Annotated in this window: 28 protein-coding genes and 1 tRNA gene; 12 read left to right on the top strand and 17 right to left on the bottom strand. The window is 56.8% G+C overall.

All coding sequences use genetic code 11. The features are described from left to right. Positions 1-18 precede the first annotated feature (18 nt). The 3 genes from rlmB (at position 19) to Q0775_RS01835 (ending at position 1,780) form a co-directional block, all read left to right on the top strand. Positions 19-795 (top strand): 23S rRNA (guanosine(2251)-2'-O)-methyltransferase RlmB, encoded by a 777-nt coding sequence (gene rlmB / locus Q0775_RS01845; RefSeq protein ID WP_298857613.1) that lies wholly within the window; start codon positions 19-21, stop codon positions 793-795. 62 nt (positions 796-857) lie between these two features. Next, complete coding sequence (locus Q0775_RS01840; RefSeq protein ID WP_298857612.1) at positions 858-1,112, top strand: hypothetical protein; 255 nt, start codon at positions 858-860, stop codon at positions 1,110-1,112. Between the two features lie 200 nt (positions 1,113-1,312). Continuing rightward, complete coding sequence (locus Q0775_RS01835; RefSeq protein WP_298857610.1) at positions 1,313-1,780, top strand: CoA-binding protein; 468 nt, start codon at positions 1,313-1,315, stop codon at positions 1,778-1,780. 49 nt (positions 1,781-1,829) lie between these two features. Here the strand turns inward: Q0775_RS01835 and Q0775_RS01830 are convergent, their stop codons facing one another. The 3 genes from Q0775_RS01830 to hisA all read right to left on the bottom strand — a co-directional run bounded on the left by Q0775_RS01830 (position 1,830) and on the right by hisA (position 4,015). Further along, entirely contained in the window at positions 1,830-2,135 is a 306-nt protein-coding gene (locus tag Q0775_RS01830; RefSeq protein WP_298857608.1) for a phosphoribosyl-ATP diphosphatase, read from the bottom strand. After that, on the bottom strand, positions 2,132-2,893 hold the full coding sequence (gene hisF, locus Q0775_RS01825; RefSeq protein WP_298857606.1) for an imidazole glycerol phosphate synthase subunit HisF: 762 nt from the start codon (positions 2,891-2,893) through the stop codon (positions 2,132-2,134). The genes Q0775_RS01830 and hisF overlap by 4 nt, the downstream gene beginning before the upstream one ends. A 402-nt stretch (positions 2,894-3,295) precedes the next feature. Beyond that, positions 3,296-4,015 carry a 1-(5-phosphoribosyl)-5-[(5-phosphoribosylamino)methylideneamino]imidazole-4-carboxamide isomerase gene (gene hisA, locus Q0775_RS01820; protein WP_298857604.1) on the bottom strand — a complete coding sequence of 240 codons (720 nt, stop codon included), beginning with the start codon at positions 4,013-4,015 and terminating at the stop codon, positions 3,296-3,298. Between the two features lie 134 nt (positions 4,016-4,149). Between hisA and Q0775_RS01815 the strand changes: the two genes are divergently transcribed. From Q0775_RS01815 to Q0775_RS01805, 3 genes are all read left to right on the top strand, one after another. Then, complete coding sequence (locus tag Q0775_RS01815; RefSeq protein ID WP_298857602.1) at positions 4,150-4,533, top strand: DUF2147 domain-containing protein; 384 nt, start codon at positions 4,150-4,152, stop codon at positions 4,531-4,533. Between the two features lie 136 nt (positions 4,534-4,669). Next, the gene (locus tag Q0775_RS01810) at positions 4,670-4,858 is read left to right on the top strand and encodes a hypothetical protein (protein WP_298857600.1); all 189 of its coding nucleotides are present in this window, start codon (positions 4,670-4,672) and stop codon (positions 4,856-4,858) included. A gap of 33 nt (positions 4,859-4,891) precedes the next feature. After that, positions 4,892-5,059, top strand: coding sequence for a hypothetical protein (locus tag Q0775_RS01805; protein WP_298857597.1), 168 nt, complete (start codon positions 4,892-4,894; stop codon positions 5,057-5,059). On the opposite strand, the gene hisH is transcribed toward Q0775_RS01805, so the two are convergent. Continuing rightward, complete coding sequence (gene hisH, locus Q0775_RS01800; RefSeq protein WP_298857595.1) at positions 5,056-5,694, bottom strand: imidazole glycerol phosphate synthase subunit HisH; 639 nt, start codon at positions 5,692-5,694, stop codon at positions 5,056-5,058. The two genes, Q0775_RS01805 and hisH, sit on opposite strands and share 4 nt — an antisense overlap. Continuing rightward, positions 5,695-6,282 (bottom strand): imidazoleglycerol-phosphate dehydratase HisB, encoded by a 588-nt coding sequence (gene hisB, locus Q0775_RS01795; protein WP_298857593.1) that lies wholly within the window; start codon positions 6,280-6,282, stop codon positions 5,695-5,697. A gap of 130 nt (positions 6,283-6,412) precedes the next feature. Between hisB and Q0775_RS01790 the strand changes: the two genes are divergently transcribed. Together Q0775_RS01790 and Q0775_RS01785 are read left to right on the top strand one after the other, a co-directional pair. Further along, positions 6,413-6,652, top strand: coding sequence for an Lrp/AsnC ligand binding domain-containing protein (locus tag Q0775_RS01790; protein WP_298857591.1), 240 nt, complete (start codon positions 6,413-6,415; stop codon positions 6,650-6,652). Positions 6,653-6,669: 17 nt separating this feature from the next. Next, positions 6,670-6,984 carry a hypothetical protein gene (locus Q0775_RS01785; RefSeq protein WP_298857589.1) on the top strand — a complete coding sequence of 105 codons (315 nt, stop codon included), beginning with the start codon at positions 6,670-6,672 and terminating at the stop codon, positions 6,982-6,984. Here Q0775_RS01785 and Q0775_RS01780 read toward each other — a convergent pair. From Q0775_RS01780 to Q0775_RS01740, 9 genes are all read right to left on the bottom strand, one after another. Further along, on the bottom strand, positions 6,977-7,645 hold the full coding sequence (locus Q0775_RS01780; RefSeq protein WP_298857587.1) for a hypothetical protein: 669 nt from the start codon (positions 7,643-7,645) through the stop codon (positions 6,977-6,979). The genes Q0775_RS01785 and Q0775_RS01780 overlap by 8 nt on opposite strands. Before the next feature lie 4 nt (positions 7,646-7,649). After that, the gene (locus Q0775_RS01775; RefSeq protein WP_298857585.1) at positions 7,650-8,966 is read right to left on the bottom strand and encodes a TRAP transporter large permease subunit; all 1,317 of its coding nucleotides are present in this window, start codon (positions 8,964-8,966) and stop codon (positions 7,650-7,652) included. Continuing rightward, positions 8,963-9,676, bottom strand: coding sequence for a TRAP transporter small permease subunit (locus tag Q0775_RS01770; RefSeq protein WP_298857583.1), 714 nt, complete (start codon positions 9,674-9,676; stop codon positions 8,963-8,965). Before Q0775_RS01770 ends, Q0775_RS01775 begins: the two co-directional genes overlap by 4 nt. Before the next feature lie 58 nt (positions 9,677-9,734). Then, entirely contained in the window at positions 9,735-10,724 is a 990-nt protein-coding gene (locus tag Q0775_RS01765; RefSeq protein ID WP_298857581.1) for a TRAP transporter substrate-binding protein, read from the bottom strand. A 36-nt stretch (positions 10,725-10,760) separates the two neighbouring features. Continuing rightward, complete coding sequence (locus Q0775_RS01760; RefSeq protein WP_298857576.1) at positions 10,761-11,999, bottom strand: FAD-dependent oxidoreductase; 1,239 nt, start codon at positions 11,997-11,999, stop codon at positions 10,761-10,763. Between the two features lie 91 nt (positions 12,000-12,090). Beyond that, entirely contained in the window at positions 12,091-13,119 is a 1,029-nt protein-coding gene (locus Q0775_RS01755; protein WP_298857574.1) for a LacI family DNA-binding transcriptional regulator, read from the bottom strand. A 179-nt stretch (positions 13,120-13,298) separates the two neighbouring features. Further along, positions 13,299-13,373: transfer RNA gene (locus tag Q0775_RS01750), tRNA-Gly, on the bottom strand. Between the two features lie 79 nt (positions 13,374-13,452). Beyond that, positions 13,453-13,845, bottom strand: a complete 393-nt coding sequence (locus Q0775_RS01745; protein WP_298857571.1) for an MAPEG family protein — start codon at positions 13,843-13,845, stop codon at positions 13,453-13,455. Then, positions 13,846-17,286, bottom strand: a complete 3,441-nt coding sequence (locus Q0775_RS01740) for a pyruvate carboxylase (RefSeq protein ID WP_298857569.1) — start codon at positions 17,284-17,286, stop codon at positions 13,846-13,848. Between the two features lie 241 nt (positions 17,287-17,527). Between Q0775_RS01740 and Q0775_RS01735 the strand changes: the two genes are divergently transcribed. Then, positions 17,528-18,082 carry a hypothetical protein gene (locus Q0775_RS01735; RefSeq protein ID WP_298857566.1) on the top strand — a complete coding sequence of 185 codons (555 nt, stop codon included), beginning with the start codon at positions 17,528-17,530 and terminating at the stop codon, positions 18,080-18,082. A 15-nt stretch (positions 18,083-18,097) separates the two neighbouring features. Here the strand turns inward: Q0775_RS01735 and Q0775_RS01730 are convergent, their stop codons facing one another. Both Q0775_RS01730 and Q0775_RS01725 read right to left on the bottom strand, forming a co-directional pair. Beyond that, positions 18,098-19,234 carry an alpha-hydroxy acid oxidase gene (locus tag Q0775_RS01730; RefSeq protein ID WP_298857564.1) on the bottom strand — a complete coding sequence of 379 codons (1,137 nt, stop codon included), beginning with the start codon at positions 19,232-19,234 and terminating at the stop codon, positions 18,098-18,100. A gap of 64 nt (positions 19,235-19,298) precedes the next feature. After that, entirely contained in the window at positions 19,299-19,877 is a 579-nt protein-coding gene (locus Q0775_RS01725; protein ID WP_298857561.1) for a hypothetical protein, read from the bottom strand. A 143-nt stretch (positions 19,878-20,020) separates the two neighbouring features. Here Q0775_RS01725 and Q0775_RS01720 point away from each other — a divergent pair, with 143 nt between their 5' ends. Then, positions 20,021-22,432, top strand: a complete 2,412-nt coding sequence (locus Q0775_RS01720; RefSeq protein ID WP_298857558.1) for an ATP-dependent helicase — start codon at positions 20,021-20,023, stop codon at positions 22,430-22,432. Between the two features lie 22 nt (positions 22,433-22,454). Here Q0775_RS01720 and Q0775_RS01715 read toward each other — a convergent pair whose 3' ends face one another. Then, positions 22,455-23,129, bottom strand: a complete 675-nt coding sequence (locus Q0775_RS01715) for a hypothetical protein (protein WP_298857556.1) — start codon at positions 23,127-23,129, stop codon at positions 22,455-22,457. Between the two features lie 97 nt (positions 23,130-23,226). On the opposite strand from Q0775_RS01715, the gene Q0775_RS01710 reads away from it, so the two are divergent. Both Q0775_RS01710 and Q0775_RS01705 read left to right on the top strand, forming a co-directional pair. Then, complete coding sequence (locus Q0775_RS01710) at positions 23,227-23,757, top strand: DUF2975 domain-containing protein (protein ID WP_298857554.1); 531 nt, start codon at positions 23,227-23,229, stop codon at positions 23,755-23,757. After that, a complete protein-coding gene (locus Q0775_RS01705; protein WP_298857552.1) occupies positions 23,757-23,966 on the top strand; it encodes a helix-turn-helix transcriptional regulator in 210 nt (69 codons plus the stop codon). Before Q0775_RS01710 ends, Q0775_RS01705 begins: the two co-directional genes overlap by 1 nt. Positions 23,967-24,002: the final 36 nt, after the last annotated feature.

Raw genomic sequence — 24,002 nt, 5'->3', positions numbered from 1 at the left:
CAATGTAGGTGGAAGATCATGAAAAAACCAAAGTGGGTTGTCGAAAAAGAGCAAGGTAAAAAGGCAGACGCGCGTGAGACGCTGTGGCTGTTCGGTTTGCATGCTGTGCGCGATGCGTTGATGAACCCCAACCGCGTCAAGATTTCGATGATGGTGACGCCAAATGCGCTGGCCAAACTCGAAGATGCCGTCGCTGCCGCAGGGATTGAGCCCGAAGTAGTGGACCCGCGCAAATTCCGCCCTCCAATTGATGCCAATTCGGTGCATCAGGGTGTCGTGCTGGAGGTCAAGCCGCTGGATTGGGGGCGTATGGCGGATGTATGCATTGGGGCCGAAGCGCCGCGAGTGATCCTGCTTGACCGTGTGACCGATCCGCACAACGTGGGTGCGATCCTGCGCTCGGCGGAAGTTTTGGGTGCTTCTGCTGTGATTGGAACCAAACATCATTCCGCGCCCGAGACAGGGGCGTTGGCCAAATCTGCCTCTGGTGCGCTGGAGCGTCAGCCCTATTTGCGCATCCGCAATCTTGCCGATGGTATCAAAGAGTTGCAGGATATGGGGTATCTTGTGCTGGGGCTGGACGGTGAGGCGGAGCTCACCATCGAGGCAGCTGTGGCGGGCAAGCGCGACCGTGCTGTGGCGCTGGTCATGGGGGCTGAAGGGCCTGGCCTGCGTGAGAAGACGCGCGAGACTGTGGATGCTCTGGTACGGATTGACGCAGGAGGCGGATTTGGCTCGCTCAATGTCTCAAATGCTGCCGCGATCGGCTTATATGCCACCAGAGAGCATTCCTGAGGAGAGCGGCTATCGGCTATCCGACCAAAATCGCGACCTGTTGCCACTGCGGAACCAAAGCGATGCTACGCGCGCGGGCCGGTCAGCATACGCTGACTTGTGGGGCATGTGGCGCACCCCTGCGAAATCTCAAGATGTTGCCAGTGGCAGCACCTGTGTCGAAGCCTGCGATCACGCATCAGCCCCGCGTGGTGAAACAAGCGAAACCAGCCTATGTGAAATCTCCAAAACCTGCGAAAAAGAGTAAAAAGCGTAAGGGTTTCTTGCGCAAACTGGCTGAGGAAGCCTTTGATCTGGTTGAAGATATCTTTGATTGATCGGCGGGTTACCGCCCAGTTTTCAGGGTGTTGCTGTTTCCAGCTTCGCAGCTCTTTTATTTCTTCAGAGCGCGCTTATTTATTTCATAGACGGTTCGGTTTGGAACATCCGGACCGTGTTTTGTCCCTGTTCCCACTTTTAACCTCCCGACAACGTTCGGGAGGTTTTTTTCTGTCTGATCAGTCGCTAGACTATCGCGATGAATTACACTGACTCCTTTCTCAAGAATATCCTGACCCGTACCAAACGTGTGGCAATTGTAGGTGTATCGGGCAACCCTGTGCGCCCCAGCTATTTTGTGGCGCGTTATCTGGGGCTGCGCGGTTATGACATTGTGCCGGTGAATCCGGGACTAGCCGGGCAGACGCTGTTCGGTGCTACAGTTGTGGCGTCCTTGTCCGAGATTGAAGGGCAGGTGGACATGGTCGATATTTTTCGCCGTTCGGAGGCTGTGCCTGCGATTGCGGAAGAGGCATTGGAGCAATTCCCCCAGCTTGGCACAATCTGGATGCAGATCGGTGTGGAACATGCGCAAGCGGCTGAACTGGCGAAGGCGCGGGGCGTTGATGTGGTGCAAAACCGTTGCCCAAAAATCGAATACCAGCGCTTGTTCGGGGAGCTGCGCATGGGCGGCTTTGCGACGGGTGTGATTTCCAGCAAGCTTTAATGCGCTTCAATTTTCCAGCAGTCAGTTTAATTGACAAAATGAAGAGGGTTTAGCGGGAGGCTTTCTCGGCGATGCCTGAGATTGATTGGCGTTTGGCGAGAATCTCCATTACATCCGTGAAAGGCACATCGCGGGCGGCGAGCATAATCAGCAGATGATAGAGGACGTCAGCGGCCTCTGACGTTAGCGCAGCTTTGTCGCCTTTAACAGCTTCGATAATTGCCTCGATTGCCTCCTCGCCGAATTTCTCGGCACATTTCTCTGGCCCTTTTGCCAGCAGTTGCGCGGTCCAGCTTGAGCTTGGGTCTGCGTCTTTGCGGGCGAGGATGGTGGCATAGAGGTCATCAAGTGTCATGTTAGCCTCATCGGGATACCAGCGGCGGCCATGTGTTGCTTGGCCTCTTTGATTGTATATTCGCCGAAGTGGAAAATCGACGCGGCAAGTACGGCTGATGCGCCGCCTTTGGTCACGCCATCCACGAGATGGTCGAGATTGCCGACACCGCCTGATGCGATGACCGGCATGGTGACAGCATCCGAGATGGCGCGGGTGAGGGGCAGGTTGAAGCCCTGTTTCGTGCCGTCGCGGTCCATGGAGGTGAGCAGGATTTCACCTGCGCCTTTTTCCATCATGGTAATAGCGAATTCGACAGCGTCGATGCCTGTGGATTTACGCCCTCCATGGGTGAAGATTTCCCATTTTCCCGGCGAGACGGTTTTTGCGTCTATGGCTGCAACAATGCACTGACTGCCGAATTGATCGGCGGCTGCGGCGACAACATCGGGATTCGCGACGGCGGCAGAGTTGAAACTCACCTTGTCAGCGCCCGCCAGCAGCAAGGCGCGTACATCTGCGGGGGTGCGAACACCGCCGCCTACGGTGAGGGGGATATAGCAATGCTCCGCCGTGCGGCGCACCAGATCGAACATGGTGCCGCGGTTCTCATGGGTGGCGTGAATATCAAGAAAGCACAGCTCGTCCGCGCCAGCAGCATCATAGGCGATGGCGGCATCTACAGGATCACCCGCATCGCGCAGGCCAACAAAATTTACACCTTTGACCACACGGCCATCGGCGACATCGAGACAGGGGATGATGCGGGTTTTGAGCATATTAGTCTTCTACTTAAGGAGTGGAGGAGGGGGAAGGGCGATTAAGCCACACGAGGAATTCTATGATGGCACCCACAATAAAAAGCGCCGTAATGTATAAGACTGCAGCAAAATAACTAAATATACCTATAGGAACCATATTGCGGCCGAAATAATCGGGTATGTAAAGGCAGCGGCTATATGCGGCGTCAGGGTCACTGCAGGTCGATAGCACCACTAGGTTAAGTACTACGACGATGCCTAATGAAATTAGCAAAAATATAGCGCTGCGTTTTAAGACTACAGACAAACGTGCGGTTCGGCTGTTTCGGGACCAATAAAGAAGAACTAAGCCAATCAATATTACTGGACCATAGAGCCTACAAAAAACGATAAGCAGTAGTTCGTGGTCTTCCGGATATGTCACTCCGAAAGGGCTTTGAGCGCGGCCTCTAGATCAATCGCCCCATCATAAAGCGCGCGGCCTGAAATTGCGCCTTCAATCACGCCTGTGGCTTTAAGCGCTTGGAGATCTGCCAGTGAGGACACGCCGCCTGATGCGATGACGGGGATGTTCACGGCACGGGCGAGGGCGGCTGTCGCGTCGATGTTCGGGCCGCCCATGGCACCGTCGCGCAGGATGTCGGTATAGATGATTGCTGCCACGCCTGCGTCTTCGAATGACTTAGCAAGGTCAGTAACCATCACGTCTGTTTCTGTCGCCCAACCTTTGGTGGCCACACGGCCATTGCGGGCGTCGATGCCCACGGCAACTTGGTTTGGGAAGGCACGGGCGGCTTCGCGGACCAGATCGGGATTTTCCACGGCCACGGTGCCAAGGATCACGCGTGCGAGACCTTTGTCCAGCCATGCTTCAATCGTCGCCATGTCGCGGATACCACCGCCGAGTTGTGCGGGGACTTTGCACTGCTTTAGGATCGCCTCAACTGGGGCGGCGTTCACGGGTGTGCCTGCAAATGCGCCATTAAGATCAACCAGATGCAGCCATGTGCATCCTGCATCCACAAACGCCTGCGCTTGAGCGGCAGGATCATCGTTAAACACGGTTGACCGGTCCATGTCACCGTGAACAAGGCGCACTGCTTGACCGTCTTTAAGATCGATTGCGGGATAGAGGATCATGGCGGGCTGTCCTTTTGGCTGCGGTGGCTCCGTTTTGCACGGAATCGCGGGCGGTGCAACGCGACCTTAGGTTAGGCTTGCTTAAACGGGGGGCAAAGCGCCATGCTGTGTCCCAGTTCTAGGGAGGAACCAGTATGAGAATAATTTTGGCGGCAGCTGTAGCTGCGATGGCCTTTGCGGGGGCAGCTTGGGCTGACCCTGTAGAGGGGACATGGAAGACGCAAGTAGATGATGGCGCCTATGCCTATGTGAAGGTGAGCCAATGCGGCGCAAAGCTGTGCGGAACCATAGCGCGGACATTTAATGCCTCGGGTGAGTATAAGTCCAAGAATCTCGGCAAGAAGCTGGTTTGGGATATGACGCCTGCGGGGGGCGGTGCGTATAAAAAGGGTAAAGTCTGGCAGCCATCCACGGGCAAGACTTATAGCTCTAAAATGGCGCTTTCGGGAAATACGCTCAAAGTGTCCGGCTGTGTCGGGCCGATCTGTAAAAAGCAGACGTGGAGCCGCGTTAACTAAGGCTAAGGCGATTTTGCCTTGGCTGGTTCGAGCCATGCAAAAATAACATAACAAAATAGACAGGTGCGGGTGTAACGTAAATCTGCGCTTGTCTCGTGCTGCTGCGGCACGAGGTTGTGGCGTCAGGATTTTTGACATGTGGAATTTCTTAGGCATCGCTGTTTTAGCGGTGGTTGCAACTGTGGGGACAGGACGGGCGGATGTGCCGATCGGGCTGTGGCAAAGTAACCCTGACTCCAGAGGCATTGTGTTGCATGTGCGCACGCGGCCTTGCGGTGCTGCGCTTTGTGGACAGGTGGAGCGGGTTAAGGACCGCCGCGGATAAGATGCGCCGTCGCGTGCTGTTGGTCAGCGGGTTTTGATTGATCTTTTGCCCGATGATCAGGGCATGTTTTCAGGGGATATCTGGGAGCCAACGAGCAACCGTATGCTGCGGGCGCGGATGCAGGTGGATGGCAACCTGATGCGCTTCGAGAACTGTAGTGGCGATCAATGTAGCAATGTCGTCTGGCGGCGCGTGCGCTAGGGCTTCCATGTTAGAAAATTGGTGATCATGCGCAGGCCGGTTGCTTGGCTTTTCTCGGGGTGGAACTGCATGCCGACCATGTTATCGCGGCCAATTACCGCCGTTACATCGCTTGCGTAGTCCACATGGGCGAGGCGTTGGGCAGGATCAGTGACGGCCATATGATAGCTGTGCACAAAATAGGTGTGATCGCCCGTCTTTATCCCGTCAAATACCGCGTGTGGCGCGTCGAGGATCAGATCGTTCCATCCCATGTGTGGGACTTTTAAAGTCTTGTCCGTCGGACTGATCTTGGTGACTTCCCCGCCGACCCAGTCGAGGCCGCGTGTGTCCTCATACTCACGGCCCCATGTCGCCATAAGTTGCATGCCGACGCAGATGCCAAGGAAAGGGCGCCCCTTTTCCTCAACAGCCTCGATCATAGCGGCAAAGATTCCGCTTTTGCCCTTAAGGGCGGCCATGCAGGCGGGGAAGGCACCGTCACCGGGCAGCACAATGCGGTCGGCGCTTGCGATCACGTCTGGATCGGCTGTCACGGTAACTTCACCTGCGTCCGCTTCACGCGCCATACGCTCGAACGCTTTGTGCGCAGAGTGCAGGTTGCCGCTTTCATAGTCGATAATCGCGGTAAGCATTTACAACATGCCTTTTGTCGACGGGATCGCATCTGATTTGCGCGGGTCACTTTCCAGCGCGTCGCGCAGGGCGCGGGCCACTGCTTTGAATGCCGCCTCGGCGATGTGGTGGGAATTCAGGCCGTGCAACTGGTCGACGTGCAATGTGATGCCGCCGTGTGTGGCGAAGGCCTGGAAGAATTCGCGCACAAGCTCGGTGTCGAATGTGCCAATCTTGGCTGTCGGCAGATCAACGTTCCAAACAAGGAAGGGACGGGCCGACAGATCAAGGGCGGCACGCACCAGCGCGTCATCCATCGGCAGTAGGCAAGAGCCGTAGCGCACGATGCCGCGTTTATCGCCAACGGCTTGAGTCAACGCTTGGCCTAATGCGATGCCTACATCCTCGACGGTGTGGTGATCGTCGATGTGCAGATCACCCTCACAACGAATGGTCATGTCGATGAGCGCGTGGCGCGACAACTGATCCAGCATGTGGTCGAAAAAGCCCACGCCCGTTTTGTTGTCGTAAATACCTGTGCCATCGAGGTTAATCTCGACGCTGATATTCGTCTCGGCGGTGGTGCGGGTGATTTTGGCCGTGCGCATGGGAGCCTCCGTTGACGCGTTTGTGTCCTTATAACACCGCGACACGGCGCGCCAAGGGGCGATGAGGGATTGCGGCTGTTGGGGCTTCATGCCAGCTTGGGGGCCACAGCAGAGCAAGAGAGGCCGCCCCGTGAGTACATGTGTTTTTATCCAGATCAGATGCCGTCCGGGAACGACCTATAAGGTGGCCGAGGCGATCACCCTGCGTGAGATCCATTCTGAGCTGTATTCCACCTCTGGTGACTATGACCTGATGATGAAACTGTATATCCCCAGCGGGCAGGATGTGGGCGTTTATATTAACGACAACTTGCTCGACATTGACGGCATTGAACGCTCGCTTACCACTATGACCTTCAAAGCGTTTTGATGCGGGGGCTGGTCCTGATGCTTGCGCTTGTTTCCACGGATGTCGCTGCAGGTCAGAGGATATATGAAGGGGACGAGGTCGCGGCAATCCGATGCGCCAATATGATGGCGATGACGGGGGTGACGCTCAATGGTGCGGGACTGATGGGCGATTCTGAAAAGGATGTGCTTATTGGAATTTCCGTTCTGATCCTCGAGCGGCATGTGAGTGGTAACTGGACCGAGAAGAAGCGTGCCATGGAAGCAATGCGGGATCGCCGCGATGTGGACGAGACGCTGCGCGACTATCAGCGCAACGCGCCCATTTGCCTCAAACGGTTCCCGATCAACTGAACTCGGGAGCTATGGCACCTGCGCAAGCCGCCTCAATACAGGTTAGGATATCGGTGACAGGCAGGCCTGTCGCGGAAGTTATAGCCGCGCGGTAGGGCGGCAGATTTGTACATTCCAGCAGGATATGGCGGTGCGCTTTTGTCTGGGTTTCGGTCAATAATGCCGTGATCTCGGCTCCTGCTTTATCAGGGTCGAGGGCGCTGAGGTTCTGGCTGATCACTTGGCGCAGATGGTGCGCAGGAAGCAGGCCTAGGATGCTGTTTAGGTACTCGGGATACTTGCCCAGATGTGCAGCGCCCAAAGACGCTTGATCGAAGGTCAGGATGCGCAATTCTTCGGGGGTATAGGTTGCGCTCAAGTGATCCAGCGCTGTAAGCGCCGAGCTGATAAACGGGCGGTCCGTGAGGGCGGCAAGATGCGCTTGCCAGTAAGACAGAAATCCACAGGAGGTTACGATTATATCGCCCTCCGCATGGCTCAAAGCCTCTTCGAACAATGCCATCTCAATATTCTGCGGGTTGCCCGTTACGATCTGTTGCACGAAAGCGCCTGCGATGCGGATTATTTGGGGCGGGCGCGCATAGGTTTCAGCATTGCCGATATCTCCCGCGATACGGGGGAAGTGGGTGTCGAGTTGCAGGACAGTGACGCGCGGGATCATAGTGCTATTGTCGGACTTGGTTTGCGCTGATTTTGTCGGGCAGCCATGTGGCGAGTTCGGGGAAGATCACCAGAATAATGACCATCAGAAGCATCAAGCCGACCATTGGCAGGGCGACCTTCGATATATACGAAATCTCGTGTCTGGTCATGCCTTGGAGCACGAAGAGGTTAAAACCGATAGGTGGTGTAACCTGTGCCATCTCGACCACTACAACGATAAAGATACCGAACCAGATCACGTCGATCCCCGCTTGGCGGATCATTGGCTCGACGATCGCCATCGTCAGGACAACCGAGGAAATCCCGTCAAGGAACATGCCAAGGATGATATAGAACACCGTGAGTGCTGCGATCAGCACGATGGGCGATAGGTTCAACTCGTCGATCCACGCGGCCAGCGCGCGGGGCAGTCCGGTAAAGCCCATGGACAGTGACAGGAAGGCCGCTCCCATCAGGATTAATGCGATCATTGCGGAAGTGCGTGTGGCGCCCATAAGGCTTTCGAGAAAGGTATTGAAGCTCAGCGACCCTTGGAAGAGTGCCAGCGTGAGCGAGCCGAGAACGCCTACGGCGGCGGCTTCGGTCGCGGTGGCCCAGCCGAAGTACATCGAGCCGATGACCGCAAAGACGAGCAATAGAACAGGCACGAGAAAACGGCTCTCGGCGAGCATTTTTCCGAATGACATAGACGGTTCTGGCGGGGGGCGCTCACCGGGGCGGACAAAGTGCCAGACGGCGATATAACTCATAAATAACGCCGCGAGGACCAGACCGGGGATGATGCCAGCCATGAAGAGTTTAATTATGCTCTCGTTGATGGAGACGCCATAAACGATAAGGGTGAGGGATGGCGGGATCATCAGGCCGAGGGTGGCCGCACCCGCGAGTGTGCCGATGATCATATATTCAGGGTAGCCGCGTTTACGCAGTTCGGGGATGCTCATCTTGCCCACAGTGGTCAGCGTTGCGGCGGAGGACCCTGAGACTGCGGCAAAGATCGTGCAGCCCGCGATATTGGTGTGCAGCAATCCACCGGGCAGCCAGCGCATCCACGGGGCCAACCCGCGAAACATGTCTTGGGATAATCGCGTGCGGTAGAGGATTTCACCCATCCAGATAAAGAGCGGCAGGGCGGTAAGGGTCCAACTGCTGGAACTGGTCCAGATGGTCGTGATCATCGCATCGCCTGCGGGACGGGTGGTGAACAGCTCAAGCCCTACCCAAGCGACCCCCATGAGTGCCAGACCGATCCAGATAGACGAAGCGAGAAGCCCGAATAGGACGCAGAGAAAGACGATAGTTGCATAGGTCTCGATCATTCTACGGCCTCTGAAACGATGGGGTTCTTGCCCGTGATTATCGTGCGGTACAACGTGTCCCAGAGTGCGATTGCTAGCAGGATCGCACCTGCTGACATGGCAAGCTGCGGTATCCAAACGGGGGTAAAGACCAGTTCGGACGAGGCATTGCCCATGGCGCTGCCCCATTCGCCAATCGGCGTCTTAGGCAGGGACAGAAAGGTGACAACCCATTCGGGGATTTTGTCCTGCCCTTGAGTGCGGTCATTCAGCATTTCGGAGAATTGGGTGGTCTTGACTGCATAGCGTGCGAAGTAGGTGGCGATGATCGCAGCACCAGTCACGGCGAAGATATCAAGCCAGCGAGAGGTGAAGCGGTTCCAGTTCAGCACAATCGACACGCGGATATGCGCGCCGCGGGTGAGGGCATGGGACAGTGCAAAGAATGAGGTGGCAGCCATGGCATAGCCTGCAAATTCGGTTGTGCCGGGGAGGGCGACACCTGTCCAGCGGGCTACCATCTGCGCGACAATCAGCAGCAGGATCGTACACATGAAAAACGCGGCGATGGCGCCCGAGGCGAAATAGACGCCATCAAGGAAACGCCAAAGAGGGCGCATGCGCCGTTCCAAAGGTTCTTTTGCGAAAAAGCAGAGCACTCCGAAGAGCAGAGGCAGGACAAAGAGCCATACCCATAAAGGCAGGCCCAGCACTGGCGACCAGTCGCGCATGTCTTGAATTCCTTAGGTGAAAAGATGCGCCCCGCCATTTGGCAGGGCGCACAAGTGCTTACTTCATTGCTTTGTAAGCGTCGATGATCGCTTGGCCATCAGCACCAGCAGTCTCCAGCCATTCGGCTGTCATCTTGGCACCAATCACTTCCAGCTCGGCCAAAAACTCGGGCGAGGCGTCCGTGACAGTCATGCCGTTCTTTTCAAGCTCGGCAAAGTAGAAATCGGCCAGCTCTTCGGATTTGGCGTTACAGGCGGCGGCAGTCTCGTCTGCGGCTTTCATCACACCTGCGCGGGTCTCATCGTCCAGTGCTTCCCACGCCTGCTTGTTCGCGACGACGTAGTTGCGCGGCAGCCATGCGTTGACTTTGTAATAGTGGCTCAGGTGCTCCCAGACCTTTTGGTCATACCCAGTGGAGCCTGACGAGATGAACGAGGAGGCAACGCCAGTTGCCAATGCCTGCGCCAGTTCTGCCGCTTCAATCTGGACAGGGATCATACCCAGTTCTTCGGCAAAGGTTGCGGTCGCAGAGTTATAGGAGCGGAATTTCACCCCTTGGGTGTCTGCGGAGGAGCCTACTTCCTTGGCGAAATAGAAACCCTGACCCGGCCATGCGCAGGAATAGAGCGTCACCATGTTAAGATCCGCCAGCTGTGCGTTCACCGGCCCTTTTGCCGCTTCCCAGAGTTTTGCGTTATCAGCATAGGTAGTGGCGAGGAAGGGCAGGTTGTCCCACCCCAGCAGAGGGGCCTCATTCGCGTGGGCGGACATGAAGCGCTCACCGATGTTGACCTGACCCGTCTGCACAGCACGTTTGATGTCACCACCGCCAAACAACGAGCCACCGGGATGGACGGTGATGTCGATGGCACCATTGGTATATTCGCGCACTTTATCAGCGAAAACGACGCCTTGTTCGGAGTGGAAGTTGGTGGCCGCATAGGCCATTGGCATGTCCCACTTTTGCGCATGACCATCGGCCAATGCAGCGCCTGCGATCAGCGCTGTTGCGGCTGCGGTGCAGGCCAGTTTCGTAAACGTATTCATGGATTGTCTCCCGGTTGGTTGAGGCTCTAACGGCCTTTAGCTTCGATATTTTGAGGGATCAAAGGCGCGCATATCCATATTGGGGGCGCGGCCATTAATTAACTCCGCAATCATCCGACCCGTTTTCGGGCCGCCTGTCAATCCGACATGCTGGTGACCAAAGGCGCTGTAGCTGCGGCCGCTGGCATCATTAGCGCCAATCAGCGGCAGGCTGTCCGCAGGGGCGGGGCGATGGCCCATCCATTCAACAACGTCGTCGTATTGCAGGTCGGGCAACAGCTTTTTCACCTGACGGCGTAGCATATCAAGGGGTGCACGCGATGCGGGTGCATCCAGCCCGCCAAATTCGATGACGCCCGCAGCCCGCAAGCGGCCCTCCATCGGGGTCAGCACGAACTTGCCCGAGGCGACCATCATAGGCGCACGGGGCATTGTGGAGGGATTGGTAAGCTCGATATGATATCCCCGCTCGCTCTCGAAAGGGACTTTGACGCCCAACTTATGGGCGATCTCGCGCGACCATGGGCCCATTGCAAAGACGATTCTGTCAGCGGTGAGGGGACCATCGTCGGTAATCAGCGCGCTCACGGCACCTTCCTCCATCTCAATATCGTTGATCGAAGTGATCTGGAGCGTGCCTCCTTCCGAGACAAAGTGCTCGGCAAGTGCCTTTACATAGGCACCCGGATCGCTGATGCGGCCATGGTTCTTGCATCGCACGACTGTCTTAAAAGCATCGCCAAAGATCGGATCATAAGCGGCGTATTGTGCACCGCTCACCACCTCGTATTGCACCCCCTGCGCATCACGCTTGCCCCAGCCATAGCTGTCGGCGTCAAAATCGGCGCGGGTGGCATAGCCGAAACAATAGTCATCCGTCGTGATGAACCGTGCGGCAGGCGTATCAGCAGCCAGCGCTTGATGCTGCTCGACAGTGTCATGGAGCAGGGCAGACATGGATTTGCCGTAGTGATCCACATGGGCATCGGTGCCGTAAGCCAGGTATCTGCGCAAGAACGGCAGCAGGCGCGGTAGGTAGGACCAGCGCAGGAACAAGGGCGCATCGCGGTCCATAAGCATGGCAGGTGCTTTGCGTGCCAGCCCTGGAGTGGTCACAGGGACAACCGCTCCAGCGGCCAAAACACCTGCGTTGCCGTGACTGGTGCCAGAAGCAGGGCCTGCGCGGTCGACAACTGTGACGCTGTGGCCTGCACGTTGCAGCCAGATGGCAGTCGAAATGCCGACGATCCCAGCGCCTGCGACGAGAATATTCATAGTGAGGTGCTCCGCTTATGGTCCATGAATGAGCCTGACCAAAACAGCATGCAATGTCACGGCCCTAAAGTGGCGGAAGTGCTTGAAGGCTTCAGCTTTGTTTGGCAGGCCCCAGAGAGGCGCGGTGTTCAAGCGTTACATCAAGTTTTTGAGCGCCCATGCTCTGCGCGCCGTCGACAAGGGCGATCAGGGCGGTGGCCGCTTTTGTGCCCATCTCGCGGTGCGGGACCTGCATGGTGGTTAGCGCTGGTGTGACGATGCGGGCCATTTCGATGTCGTCAAATCCCGTCACCGACACATCGCGTGGCACGTCGAGGCCCATGGCCCGCGCGCCGCGCAAGGCACCCGCCGCCAACACGTCATTACCGCACATCACGGCGCTGGGCGGGGCAGTGCCTTGCATGAGTTGGATCATCGCCTGCTCACCCGTTTCAATACCGTAAGGTGTTTCGATGATGGTCAGACACTCGGGCGGCAGGCCATTCGCACCGAGCGCGTCTCTGACACCCAGCAGCCGCTCTGCCGCGCGGTCGTTTCCTTTGCTCAGCGCAGAGATGACGCCGATGCGTTTGTGGCCGTGGTCGATGACTTCCTGCGCCAGCCTGCGCATGGCGGCGCGGTTATCAAACCCGATGGCGGGAAGTGGTATCTCTGGAGCGAAGGCCCATGCAATCAGGGTCGGCACAGCCTGACGTTCAAGATAGGTATAGATCGCCGGATCACGGTCATACCCTATGAGCAACAGCCCGTCGGCACCCCGCGCCACAAGGGCGCGAATCTGCTTTTCCTCGATTTTCGGATCATAGGACGTGCTGGACACCAGCAGGGTATAGCCATGTCGATGCAGTTCCTCCTGAAAGGCCTGCAAGCCGCGCGCAAAGATCGCGTTTTCCATGGTTGGAATGATCGCACCGATGGTGAAAGTGCGCTGTGCGGCCATAACGCGGGCGCCAAAATTAGGGGTATATCCCAGCGTTTCAACCGCTTTGAGCACACGCGTGCGGGTGCTGTCGGAGACGCGTTCGGGCGTGTTGAGGCAGCGCGATACAGTCGCAGTCGAGACACCGGCTCTCGCGGCAACATCGTCGAGTGTAGGGGGAGAGCGGCCAGTGCTGCGCATGGTGAGTTTGCCTTTTGACCAAATGCTTAGCATATGGGGAAGATGATGAGCATAACATAACCGATTTGCGGCAAAAGCCGCCAGCACAGTCTGGGTGATATCCCGATGCTGGGCCTCAAACGACGAAAGGCCGCCCTAAGGCGACCTTACCGTTTACCACCGGGGTAGGGTGGTCTAACTGGAGCGGGCGAGGCGATTCGAACGCCCGACCCTAACCTTGGCAAGGTTATGCTCTACCCCTGAGCTACGCCCGCATCAGTTAGTGAGGGTGATTTAGCCCCCTGTGCCACATGCCGCAAGAGGTAAATTGACCTCTTTTGCAAAAACTTTGCTTTAGAATAGAGCATGGCCCAAAACCGCTAACGAAGAGAGCACGAGCATGAGTGCGGTCAGCAGAAATCCTGATGCGCGCAGGGCGGTGATTTGCGGTGTTTGGGACATGCCGATGCCGTGGCAGATCCTGCCGATGAGCAAGGTTGCACCCATGGCATGGACTGCCAGATTTGGGGCTCCTTGCAGCTCCGCGCAGAGCATTAAGATCACGCCGAGGGGAACATACTCGACGAAATTTGCCTGCACGCGCATGGATTTGTTCAGCGCAGTCTCATCTGATCCATCGCCTGCCTTGTCCACAGCCACCCGCTGCTTGATCACCGCCACGCTGAGCGCGAGGAAGACAATCGTCAGGAGGCCCGCGTACAGCGGCGTAATACTCAACATCATCATTTATTCCAATTCTACCAAAAGGTCCTTGGCGTCGATTTGACCGCCTGCTGTGACATGCACTGCTTTGACCACCGCGTCACGCTCTGCGTGCAGGCCTGTTTCCATTTTCATGGCCTCGATGGTGAGCAGCAGATCGCCCGCTTTGACTTTTTGGCCCACCACAGCGCCGACAGAGGCCACAACACCGGGCATCGGTGCGCCGATGTGGTTCGGATTGCCGGTTTCTGCTTTGGGACGCTGTGCGGTTGTTGCTTTGACCAGACGGTTTGGCACGCGGATCACACGCGGCTGGCCGTTCAGCTCAAAGAAAACCTTCACCTCGCCATCCTCGTTGGTGTCACCAATTGCTTGAAGGCGGATTTCCAGCGTCTTGCCGGGATCAATCTCGGCGGTGATCTCGTCGCTTGGCTCCATCCCGTAAAAGAACGTGGGCGTGGGCAGAGTGCGCACGGGACCATAGATCGCATGACGGGCCATGTAGTCGGTATAGACCTTGGGGTACATGAGGTAACCAGCCAGATCCTCGTCGTCGATTACCATACCGTCAAGCTGTTTGGACAATTCTTTCCGGACCGCATCCAGATCGACAGGCTTCAGATGCGCACCGGGGCGGTCGGTGTTGGGTTTCTCACCTTTGAGAACCTTACTTACGATGCCCGCAGGAAAGCCACCGGGAGGTTGGCCGAGATTTCCGCGCATCATGTCAATCACACTGTCGGGGAATGAAACATCAGTCGCAGGATCTTCGACCTGTGCGCGGGTCAGCCCTTGGGAGACCATCATCAGGGCCATGTCGCCCACAACTTTGGACGAAGGCGTGACTTTTACAATGTCGCCGAACATCTGGTTCACATCGCGGTAGGTGCGGGCCACTTCGGGCCAGCGGTCATCAAGGCCAAGGGAGGAGGCCTGCGCCTTGAGATTGGTGAATTGGCCGCCGGGCATCTCGTGCAGGTAGACCTCGGAGGAGGGTGCCTGCATGCCCGTCTCAAACGCACGGTACTGGTGGCGCACCTCTTCCCAATAGTCCGAGATTTCGCGCACGGCAGTCATGTCCAGCCCAGTGTCGCGGTCGGTGTGGCGTAATGCTTCCACGACCGAGCCGAGCGTCGCTTGTGACGTGTTGCCCGAGAATGCATCCATGGCGCAATCAACCGCGTCCACACCCGCCTCTGAGGCGGCGAGGATGGTGGCAGTTGCGATACCTGCCGTGTCATGGGTGTGGAAGTGAAGCGGCAAACCAACTTCGGATTTGAGCGCACGCACCAGAATGCGTGCTTGGGCAGGCTTGAGCAAACCCGCCATGTCCTTGAGGCCCAGCACATGGGCGCCAGCGGCTTTAAGCTCTTTGCCCATGGCGACATAGTATTTCAGGTCATACTTTGCGCGGTCGGGGTCAAAAATATCGCCTGTGTAGCAGATAGTACCTTCGCAGATCTTGCCCGCGTCTTGTACCGCATCCATCGCGACGCGCATGTTCTCAACCCAGTTGAGGCTGTCGAACACGCGGAACACGTCGACCCCGGAACTAGCGGCAGTTTTCACAAAATGCTGCACCACATTGTCGGGATAGTTGGTATAGCCCACGCCGTTGGAGGCGCGGAGCAGCATTTGGGTCATGATATTCGGCATCCGCTCACGAATGTCGCGCAGGCGTTGCCACGGACATTCCTGCAAGAAACGGTATGCAACATCGAAAGTCGCCCCCCCCCAACACTCGACCGAAAAGAGCGTGGGCAGATTGGCGGCATAGGCAGGCGCCACTTTGATCATGTCATGGCTGCGCATCCGGGTGGCGAGCAGGGACTGGTGTCCGTCGCGCATGGTGGTGTCGGTAATCAAAAGCTGCCGTTGCTGTCCCATCCAGTCGGCCACGGCCTGCGGGCCTTTTTGCTCCAGCAGATTGCGCGTGCCCATCATCGGCTCGGCGCGGGATGCTGGTGGCTCGGGGGCGCGGCTGGTTGCTGGGGGCAGGGGCTTGTCCTTTGTCTCGGGGTGTCCGTTGACGGAGATATCGGCAATATAAGTAAGCACTTTTGTGCCGCGGTCCTGACGGGCTGCGAACTGGAACAACTCCGGCGTCTCATCGATAAATTTGGTGTGGTAGGTATTGTCGAGGAAAGTCGGATGCTTAAGCAAGTTCTCGACAAAGGCGATGTTAGTGCTGACGCCGCGAATGCGGAACTCGCGCAGGGCGCGGTCCATGCGGGCGATTGCCTGCTCTGGCGTTTGCGCTTTGGCGGTCACTTTGACCAGTAGAGAGTCGTAGTAGCGCGTGATCACGCCGCCAGAATAGGCCGTGCCGCCATCCAGACGAATGCCCATGCCTGTGGCCTCACGGAAGGCCGTGATGCGGCCATAGTCTGGAATGAAATTATTGAGCGGGTCCTCGGTGGTGATCCGTGTTTGCAGCGCGTGACCCTGAAGCTGAATATCGGCCTGCGATGCTTTGCCTGTGGCCTCGGCAATGGTCTTGCCCTCAGCGATCAGGATTTGCGCCTGCACGATGTCGATGCCAGTGACTTCCTCGGTTACTGTATGCTCGACCTGCACGCGTGGATTCACTTCGATGAAGTAAAACTCATCCGTCTCCATATCCATCAGGAATTCAACTGTGCCTGCGCATTCATAATTTACATGGGCACAGATTTTACGACCCAACTCGCAGACATGGGCGCGTTGTTCTTCGGTCAGGTAGGGGGCGGGCGCGCGTTCCACGACCTTTTGGTTGCGGCGCTGGACGGAGCAGTCGCGCTCATAAAGGTGATAGATATCACCGTGACTGTCGCCAAGGATTTGCACCTCGACGTGGCGCGCCTTCATGATCATCTTTTCCAGATAACCCTCGCCATTGCCAAAGGCAGCCTCTGCCTCACGGCGGCCTTCGCGGACCTTTTCTTCCAGCTCTTCCTCGTTGTAGATCGGGCGCATCCCGCGTCCACCACCGCCCCATGACGCCTTGAGCATCAAGGGGTATCCGACTGCGGCGGCCTCCTTTTTGATGGCATCCATGTCATCACCCAAGACTTCTGTCGCAGGGATCACAGGTACATCAGCGGCCATGGCTACACGGCGTGCGCTGGCCTTGTCTCCCAGGGCACGCATTGTCTCGGCCTTGGGGCCAATAAATGTGATACCGTTCTGCGCACATGCATCTACGAAATCGGGGTTCTCGGAGAGCAGGCCATATCCCGGGTGGATCGCGTCCGCACCGCAGGCCTTGGCCACGCGGATCATCTCGTCGATGCTGAGATACGCAGCGACTGGTCCCAGATCCTTGCCGATGCGGTAGGCTTCGTCCGCCTTAAAGCGGTGCAGCCCCAGCTTGTCCTCCTCTGCAAAGACAGCAACGGTAGTTTTACCCATCTCGTTGGCGGCTCGCATGATGCGAATGGCGATCTCGCCACGGTTGGCGATGAGGATTTTGTGGAAGTCAGTCATTTGGCAGGCCTTTCCCAGTGGGGTCTCCCCAATTTGTAGGCGGAAGTTACTCGGTGTCGCAATGCGTGTCATTGGGTAGAGGGCTAGTTTTACCTTTTCGCAGCGCGACAGCGGTAGATCTTTTGATGCTATTGGGCGACAAAATGCTTCAACCCATGGGATTACCCCTGATTTTTCATTGCTTTTGCAACAGGGCAGTGCCGTTATTAAAGAAAAGAACCGAGCAGCAGGAGAAGAAACTATGGGGCAACTGGCGAAAATTATGGGCGTGGGCGCTTTTGCGGCGATTGTAGGAGGCTGTGTCGCGACACCTGATCCTTTTGCGGTAAAGAACTTACCCAAGGGCGAGCAGCTCAACATACGTAACATTCTCGCCGCGCATCCGAACAAACGCGCTTGCGTTGATTATGAGGCTGCCACGAACAGTTGCGCTTCAATCATCACCTCAACAATCGAGGGTAATACGATGGTATCAAATGAAATTGCTGCACTCAAAATTCCAGGTAGTACAAGTATCCAAAACATCGAAGTTGTATCGCGCAGCATGCTGCAAGGGGATAGGGTTTGCGTACGGGCGCCCGATGTCACTATAACTGGTCGTGATCCCATGTCGGCCAGTTTGCTTGGGGGAACGCGCGACATGATCAACGAATTTGGCGGGGCTGTCTGTGGCACTTATTACCGCGCTGGCGACGGTTATGTTGTGAACAGTGTTGGAGCCAACGGAGAGACATTTCCCCCCGGTGATACAAAGTTCCAGTTCATCCTTGGTGACTTGAAGTTACGTGCGCAATAGGCTGGACTTCATTCACTAAACGGCTATCGGCGGTGGCAGTTCCAGCAGGCTGCGGGCGCCGATCTGGCCCATGTTTGCCGCCATATCCTTTGCCAGAATATCAATCAGGTGGTCAACGCCCTGCGGACCCAAAGCTCCAAGCGCGAAGTGAAATGCCCGGCCTAGCATCACAAAGTCAGCACCCAAAGCCAGCGCTCGCAAAATGTCCAAACCGCCTTCAATTCCGCTGTCAAATATCAGGGGAAGTCTGGTTGCGGCGCGGATGGCGGGCAGGGCTTCAATGGCGGCAGGTGCGCCATCAAACTGGCGGCCCGCATGGTTCGAAATCCAGATACCATCAACGCCCATGCCCTCCAAGCGGACGGCATCGTCAGGGCGCAGCACGCCCTTGACGAGAAAATTACCATCCCATTCTGCGCGTAGAAATTTGACATAGTCCCAGTCAGGAGCGGTGCGCAGCAGATAGCCAACATGCGCCGTGGGCGACAGGCCGTTGGTGGCTGCATTGGCGTATTTGTCGAGGCCGCGCATATGGGGCATGCCGCGCTGCGCCATTCCCATGGCCCATGCAGGGCGCATCGCCACTTGGGCCAACAGGCGTGGTGTGAGGCGGGGTGGATTGGTGAGGCCCGAGCGAACCTGCCGTTCGCGGCGGCTTGCGACTGGCACATCGACGGTGAGGATCAGCGTGGAGAACCCTGCGGCCTTTGCCCGCGCCAGCATATCGCGCCTAATGTCGGCATTACGCGGGGGGTACATCTGGAACCATGCATGCTGCCCCAGATGTGGGGCGATATCTTCAGGGCTTTGGGTGGCCACGGTGGATATGCTATAAGGGATGTTTGCGCGTGCACCAGCACGGGCCAAGTGGCCCTCTGCGTCCGGCCACATCAAGCCCGACATGCCGATGGGCGCAATGCCAAAGGGCAGGGGCAGGTCAGCGCCCAAAAAAGTCGTGCTCAGGTCTGGTGTAAACTCACCGTCAAGGATGGAGGGCATCATACCGATGCGGTCCAACCCTGCGCGGTTGCGTGCTTTTGTCATCTCGTCGCCCGTACCGCTGTCGAGGTATTCCCAGACAAATTTGGGTATTCGTTTTTGCGCGCGGGCGCGCAGGTCTGACAGGGCGGGGTATTTTGAATGCAAATCCATGAAAAAACGCTATCAAACCCGACCCTGATGTAAAAGCGGGGTTATAGTGCCCTATCGTGCAATCTTATGGTTCTACCCAATCGTCCTCCTCGACAAGCAGATCCGGGCGTTTGCGTTCCAATTGCTTCATCAGGGCGTCGTGTCCGCGATAGAAATGGCTGAATTTTACCGCGCGTCCGTCACTGCGGTACAAACAAAGCTGTTCGGCCCAATCCACGCCGATGCCGTCGATTTGCTGGTAGGTCAAACGCAACCGCTTTGCGCCAAAAGGCGGCAGGCGGTAGGCCGAAGGTCCTTCAATCGCGTGATCATCCCAATGCACACGGTAACTGCGCCCCAAGTATTGAGACAACACAATCGCGCAAAGGCCAAAAAAGACGGCGATTGTTGCCCCTGCTACGACGTTGCCGTCAGAGTAGAAATGCCGGTAGCGATAGACCAGCCCATCTACAAAAAGTGCAATTGACCCCAAAATCACGACAAGCAAACCGTAAATAGCGGTGTTCACAGCAATAAATTGCCGTTGTTTGGCATCGTTCAGCGCACGAGGGGATGTGTTTGTCCGATCCGCCCAGAGATACAGCCCGCCTATGGCCAGGGCAGGCAGAAAAAGCTTTAGGGCCCAAATTAGCAGGAATTCCATAGCAGTCCTTCAAACGGCAATGCTTCACTCTCGCTTTGGTTTTGGGCCAGATTTGGGCGCATAGGTGGTGAAAATGCCTGAATGGGGGAACATTGTGCGAACGTCCCTTTTGTTTCCTCATGGTTTGCGCTAATTTTCCAGCCATGAATGATTTCGATGAAAATGCCGCCTTTGAGGGCGCTTCCTTGTCCGCGCGTGCGATGGCTGCGCGGCCGCAGCCTTATCTTGACGGGCTGAATCCCGCACAGCGTGAGGCGGTGGAGACGATGGATGGCCCTGTTCTGATGCTTGCCGGGGCAGGGACGGGCAAGACGCGTGCGCTCACGGCGCGGATTGTGCACCTCATGAACACGGGCCGCGCGCGCCCGAACGAGATTTTGGCAGTGACTTTCACCAACAAGGCCGCGCGGGAGATGAAGAACCGCGTGGGCAGCATGTTGGGCCAGCCTGTTGAGGGGATGCCGTGGCTTGGTACCTTCCATGCGATCTGTGTCAAACTGCTGCGCCGTCATGCTGAATTGGCGGGGTTGAAATCCAACTTCACCATTCTGGACACGGACGACCAGCTGCGCCTGCTCAAACAACTGGTGGCAGCGGAGAGTATTGACGACAAGCGCTGGCCTGCTCGGATGCTCGCGGGGATCATTGACGATTGGAAGAACCGCGCTCTGACGCCCGACAAGATACCTGCCGCCGATGCGGGGGCGTATAATCACCTCGGGCCCAAGATTTATGCGGCCTATCAGACGCGGCTCAAGGAGCTGAACTGTTGTGATTTCGGTGATCTTCTTTTGCACATGGTCACGATTTTCCAGACCCACGATGATCTGCTCAAGCAGTACCAGCGTTGGTTCAAATTTATTCTGGTCGACGAATATCAGGATACCAACGTTGCCCAATACCTCTGGCTGCGACTGCTCGCGGCGGGACACAAGAATATCTGCTGCGTGGGCGATGATGACCAGTCGATTTATGGCTGGCGCGGGGCCGAGGTGGGCAACATCCTGCGGTTCGAGAAGGATTTTCCAGGCAGCCATGTGGTGCGGCTTGAGCAGAATTACCGCTCGACCCCGCACATCCTTGCCGCTGCCTCTGGCGTGATTGCGGGTAACGAAGGGCGTTTGGGGAAGACGCTGTGGACCGATGCGCAAGAAGGCGAAAAGCTGCGCCTGATTGGCCATTGGGACGGGGAAGAAGAAGCACGCTGGATCGGCGACGAGATTGAATCCATGCAGCGCGGTACACGCGGTTTGCGGAAATTCAGCCTTGATCACATGGCGATTCTAGTGCGGGCATCACACCAGATGCGTGCGTTTGAGGACCGTTTTTTAACCATCGGCCTGCCTTACCGCGTGATTGGCGGCCCCAGATTTTATGAACGGCTCGAGATTCGCGATGCGATGGCCTACTTCCGCGTCGTGACGTCGCCTGACGATGATCTTGCGTTTGAGCGGATTGCCAACACCCCCAAACGCGGGCTTGGCAAAGTGGCGATGCAGAAAATCCAAGGCGCGGCGCGGGCCAATGGCACCAATCTAATTGAGGGTGCTCGAATATTGCTCGACGAGAAAGGGATCGGGGGGAAGGGTGCGGCAGAATTGCGTATCCTGATCGAGGGTATCGACCGTTGGTCGTCCAAGCTGCACGGTCCGCGCATTGAGGCCAATGACGAGTCGGTGTTGGACAATGGCGGTCCCCTTCGCATGGAATTTGCACCACCAGAGATCAGCCATGTGGAGCTGGCCGAGATCATTCTTGACGAGAGCGGCTACACCACCATGTGGCAGAACGATAAAACGCCAGAAGCGCCGGGGCGGCTCGAGAACGTCAAAGAACTGGTCAAAGCGTTGGAGCAATTCGAAAACCTGCAAGGGTTCTTGGAGCATGTCAGCCTGATCATGGACAATGAAAAGGAAAATGAGGGCGAGAAGGTCAGCATTATGACCCTACACGCGGCCAAGGGGCTGGAATTTCCTGCTGTGTTCCTGCCGGGATGGGAGGATGGCCTATTCCCCTCCCAACGCTCCATGGACGAGAGCGGGCAGAAGGGCTTGGAAGAAGAGCGGCGGCTTGCCTATGTGGGCATCACTCGCGCGGAGGAAATTTGTACAATTTCCTTTGCCGCCAACCGCTTTGTCTTTGGGCAGTGGCAGAACGCGCTGCCCTCACGGTTTATCGACGAGTTGCCAGAGCAGCATGTGGAAGTTCTCACCCCGCCGGGTCTATATGGCGGCAGCTTTGGGGCTGCTATGCCGAAAAGCACCCTGCACGAAGCGGCGGCAGAGGCGAATGTCTATAATTCGCCCGGCTGGCGGCGCTTGCAGTCACGCGCAGGCACACGGGGAATGAGCCAGCCTGCGGAGGCCAAGAACATTACTATCGATATGACTGCAAGCAGCAGCTTTATGATGGGGGAGCGGGTGTTCCACCAGAAGTTCGGCTATGGTGTGATCATCGGGATTGAGGGGGACAAACTGGAAGTTTCCTTTGAAAAAGCGGGCGACAAGAAAGTCGTCGCCCGCTTTTTGAGCGCCGCAGATGATGTGCCGTTCTAGGGCGGACAATCGCAAGCAGTCATCATGACTGGTTTTCGGGAGTGAAGCGGGACTCAATAACTTTGCAGTTCTGCCAGCCGCGTGCGCGTGCATACTTGCGGGCTTCTGGCCCTAATTCCGCCATGTCCTTTACCACGCCGATTTTACAGTAGGCGATGGCTGTATTAGCCGCTTCTGCTGCGGTCTTATATCCATGGGCGTATCCATGGTGACTGGCCCCTGAAACCGCAAAAGCTCCGTATGTTCCTGGTTTTTGTTTTTCTTTATAGACCGTGGTGAAGTCATCGGCGGCCCATTCACTCAGCCCTGTTGCACGGGAATGATCGACAGGAAGCGATTCTGGCATGGCAACAGCATAGATCACACAGCCTTCAGCCTGCGCATACTGTTTGCAGCCTTCCAACGCGGCTGCACGGACACTGGCCGCGTCGTGAAAGTTCTGGATGTAGAAGCCTTCGGCCTTTTCAAAATGCACTGCAAAAGCGGCAAAGTACCGTGCTTCGCGGCGAAACTGGCTGTAGAGGCCACGTAGTTCTGGCGGCAGGGCTGGCAAAGTACCGACCCGCCCGATTTGGGTGCCCTGTCCGAAATTCACAGGTTCAGCGGCAAGCGGTTGGGCGCTCGCCAGCAGGCCAATTGTGGCAGCGGCAGCAACGCTCGAAACGGTAAGCGCAGAAGCAAGAAGTATGGTTTTCACAAATGTTCTCCTATGAGGTGGATATCTGTATTAAGGTATGCTTTGATCCTAAAAGCAATAATAATTATCGTAATACAATAATAAATAAGGAAACAACATGCACCGTATACGCCGCCTTGCCACGATTGCGATGATCGTGATGCTGCCGATGATGCTCTATTATCCTTATCATGCGCTGGCTTGGAACCTTGAGGTGTCATTTCTTGATCCCGGCAAGTGGACCCGCAATGATCGCTGGGTGGACCCTGACGCACAGATTGCTATGACCACGCGGATCGTCTTCTTTACAATGTGGGCCGTGCCTGTGGTCCTTGGTTTTCTGGGGTACGTGGCGGGTTTCTGGGCTTTGATTCTTTTGCGACAGGGCATTGTCTTTGATACCCGCATCTCGCGCAGGCTGTCGGCAATGGGGATCATGATCTTCTCATCCTCCGCCTTGGCGCTTCTTGCCGGGGCGCTTAGCCCGATGGTACGCTCGTGGCATAATGCGGATGGTCCGTTGCCGCTGCGGTTCTGGTACAGTAGTGGCGATGTAGGATTGGCATTTTGCGGACTGGCATTTCTGTTTTTGGGCCTTGTTATGCGAGAGGCGATCCAGATTGCCCGCGAAAACGAGGAATTTATCTGATGGAAATCGTTGTCAGGCTCGATGTGGTCCTCGCGCAGCGCAAGATGAAGGGCAAGGATCTGGCTGAGGCGATCGGCATTACGGAACAGAACCTGAGCTTGCTGAAGTCAGGTAAAGTCAAAGGCGTGCGTTTCGAGACCCTTGCGCGCATCTGTGATGTCCTGGAATGCCAGCCGGGTGATCTGCTTGAAGCGGTAGCGGTAAAGTAAAACGGCGCCCCCGGGGAGGCGGGGACGCCGTCTTAT

Source organism: uncultured Sulfitobacter sp. (assembly GCF_947499945.1).
Lineage (GTDB): Bacteria > Pseudomonadota > Alphaproteobacteria > Rhodobacterales > Rhodobacteraceae > Sulfitobacter.
The sequence above is the reverse complement of the archived record's forward strand: the minus strand, read 5'-3'. Positions and strand labels throughout refer to the sequence as shown.

Bases quoted from the DNA above. Each gene is read 5' to 3' on its own strand.
- rlmB (WP_298857613.1), top strand. From the start codon at position 19: ATGAAAAAACCAAAGTGGGTTGTCGAAAAAGAGCAAGGTAAAAAGGCA.
- Q0775_RS01840 (WP_298857612.1), top strand. From the start codon at position 858: ATGCTACGCGCGCGGGCCGGTCAGCATACGCTGACTTGTGGGGCATGT.
- Q0775_RS01835 (WP_298857610.1), top strand. From the start codon at position 1,313: ATGAATTACACTGACTCCTTTCTCAAGAATATCCTGACCCGTACCAAA.
- Q0775_RS01830 (WP_298857608.1), bottom strand. From the start codon at position 2,135: ATGACACTTGATGACCTCTATGCCACCATCCTCGCCCGCAAAGACGCA.
- hisF (WP_298857606.1), bottom strand. From the start codon at position 2,893: ATGCTCAAAACCCGCATCATCCCCTGTCTCGATGTCGCCGATGGCCGT.
- hisA (WP_298857604.1), bottom strand. From the start codon at position 4,015: ATGATCCTCTATCCCGCAATCGATCTTAAAGACGGTCAAGCAGTGCGC.
- Q0775_RS01815 (WP_298857602.1), top strand. From the start codon at position 4,150: ATGAGAATAATTTTGGCGGCAGCTGTAGCTGCGATGGCCTTTGCGGGG.
- Q0775_RS01810 (WP_298857600.1), top strand. From the start codon at position 4,670: ATGTGGAATTTCTTAGGCATCGCTGTTTTAGCGGTGGTTGCAACTGTG.
- hisH (WP_298857595.1), bottom strand. From the start codon at position 5,694: ATGCTTACCGCGATTATCGACTATGAAAGCGGCAACCTGCACTCTGCG.
- hisB (WP_298857593.1), bottom strand. From the start codon at position 6,282: ATGCGCACGGCCAAAATCACCCGCACCACCGCCGAGACGAATATCAGC.
- Q0775_RS01785 (WP_298857589.1), top strand. From the start codon at position 6,670: ATGCTTGCGCTTGTTTCCACGGATGTCGCTGCAGGTCAGAGGATATAT.
- Q0775_RS01780 (WP_298857587.1), bottom strand. From the start codon at position 7,645: ATGATCCCGCGCGTCACTGTCCTGCAACTCGACACCCACTTCCCCCGT.
- Q0775_RS01775 (WP_298857585.1), bottom strand. From the start codon at position 8,966: ATGATCGAGACCTATGCAACTATCGTCTTTCTCTGCGTCCTATTCGGG.
- Q0775_RS01770 (WP_298857583.1), bottom strand. From the start codon at position 9,676: ATGCGCGACTGGTCGCCAGTGCTGGGCCTGCCTTTATGGGTATGGCTC.
- Q0775_RS01765 (WP_298857581.1), bottom strand. From the start codon at position 10,724: ATGAATACGTTTACGAAACTGGCCTGCACCGCAGCCGCAACAGCGCTG.
- Q0775_RS01760 (WP_298857576.1), bottom strand. From the start codon at position 11,999: ATGAATATTCTCGTCGCAGGCGCTGGGATCGTCGGCATTTCGACTGCC.
- Q0775_RS01755 (WP_298857574.1), bottom strand. From the start codon at position 13,119: ATGCGCAGCACTGGCCGCTCTCCCCCTACACTCGACGATGTTGCCGCG.
- Q0775_RS01745 (WP_298857571.1), bottom strand. From the start codon at position 13,845: ATGATGATGTTGAGTATTACGCCGCTGTACGCGGGCCTCCTGACGATT.
- Q0775_RS01740 (WP_298857569.1), bottom strand. From the start codon at position 17,286: ATGACTGACTTCCACAAAATCCTCATCGCCAACCGTGGCGAGATCGCC.
- Q0775_RS01735 (WP_298857566.1), top strand. From the start codon at position 17,528: ATGGGGCAACTGGCGAAAATTATGGGCGTGGGCGCTTTTGCGGCGATT.
- Q0775_RS01730 (WP_298857564.1), bottom strand. From the start codon at position 19,234: ATGGATTTGCATTCAAAATACCCCGCCCTGTCAGACCTGCGCGCCCGC.
- Q0775_RS01725 (WP_298857561.1), bottom strand. From the start codon at position 19,877: ATGGAATTCCTGCTAATTTGGGCCCTAAAGCTTTTTCTGCCTGCCCTG.
- Q0775_RS01720 (WP_298857558.1), top strand. From the start codon at position 20,021: ATGAATGATTTCGATGAAAATGCCGCCTTTGAGGGCGCTTCCTTGTCC.
- Q0775_RS01710 (WP_298857554.1), top strand. From the start codon at position 23,227: ATGCACCGTATACGCCGCCTTGCCACGATTGCGATGATCGTGATGCTG.
- Q0775_RS01705 (WP_298857552.1), top strand. From the start codon at position 23,757: ATGGAAATCGTTGTCAGGCTCGATGTGGTCCTCGCGCAGCGCAAGATG.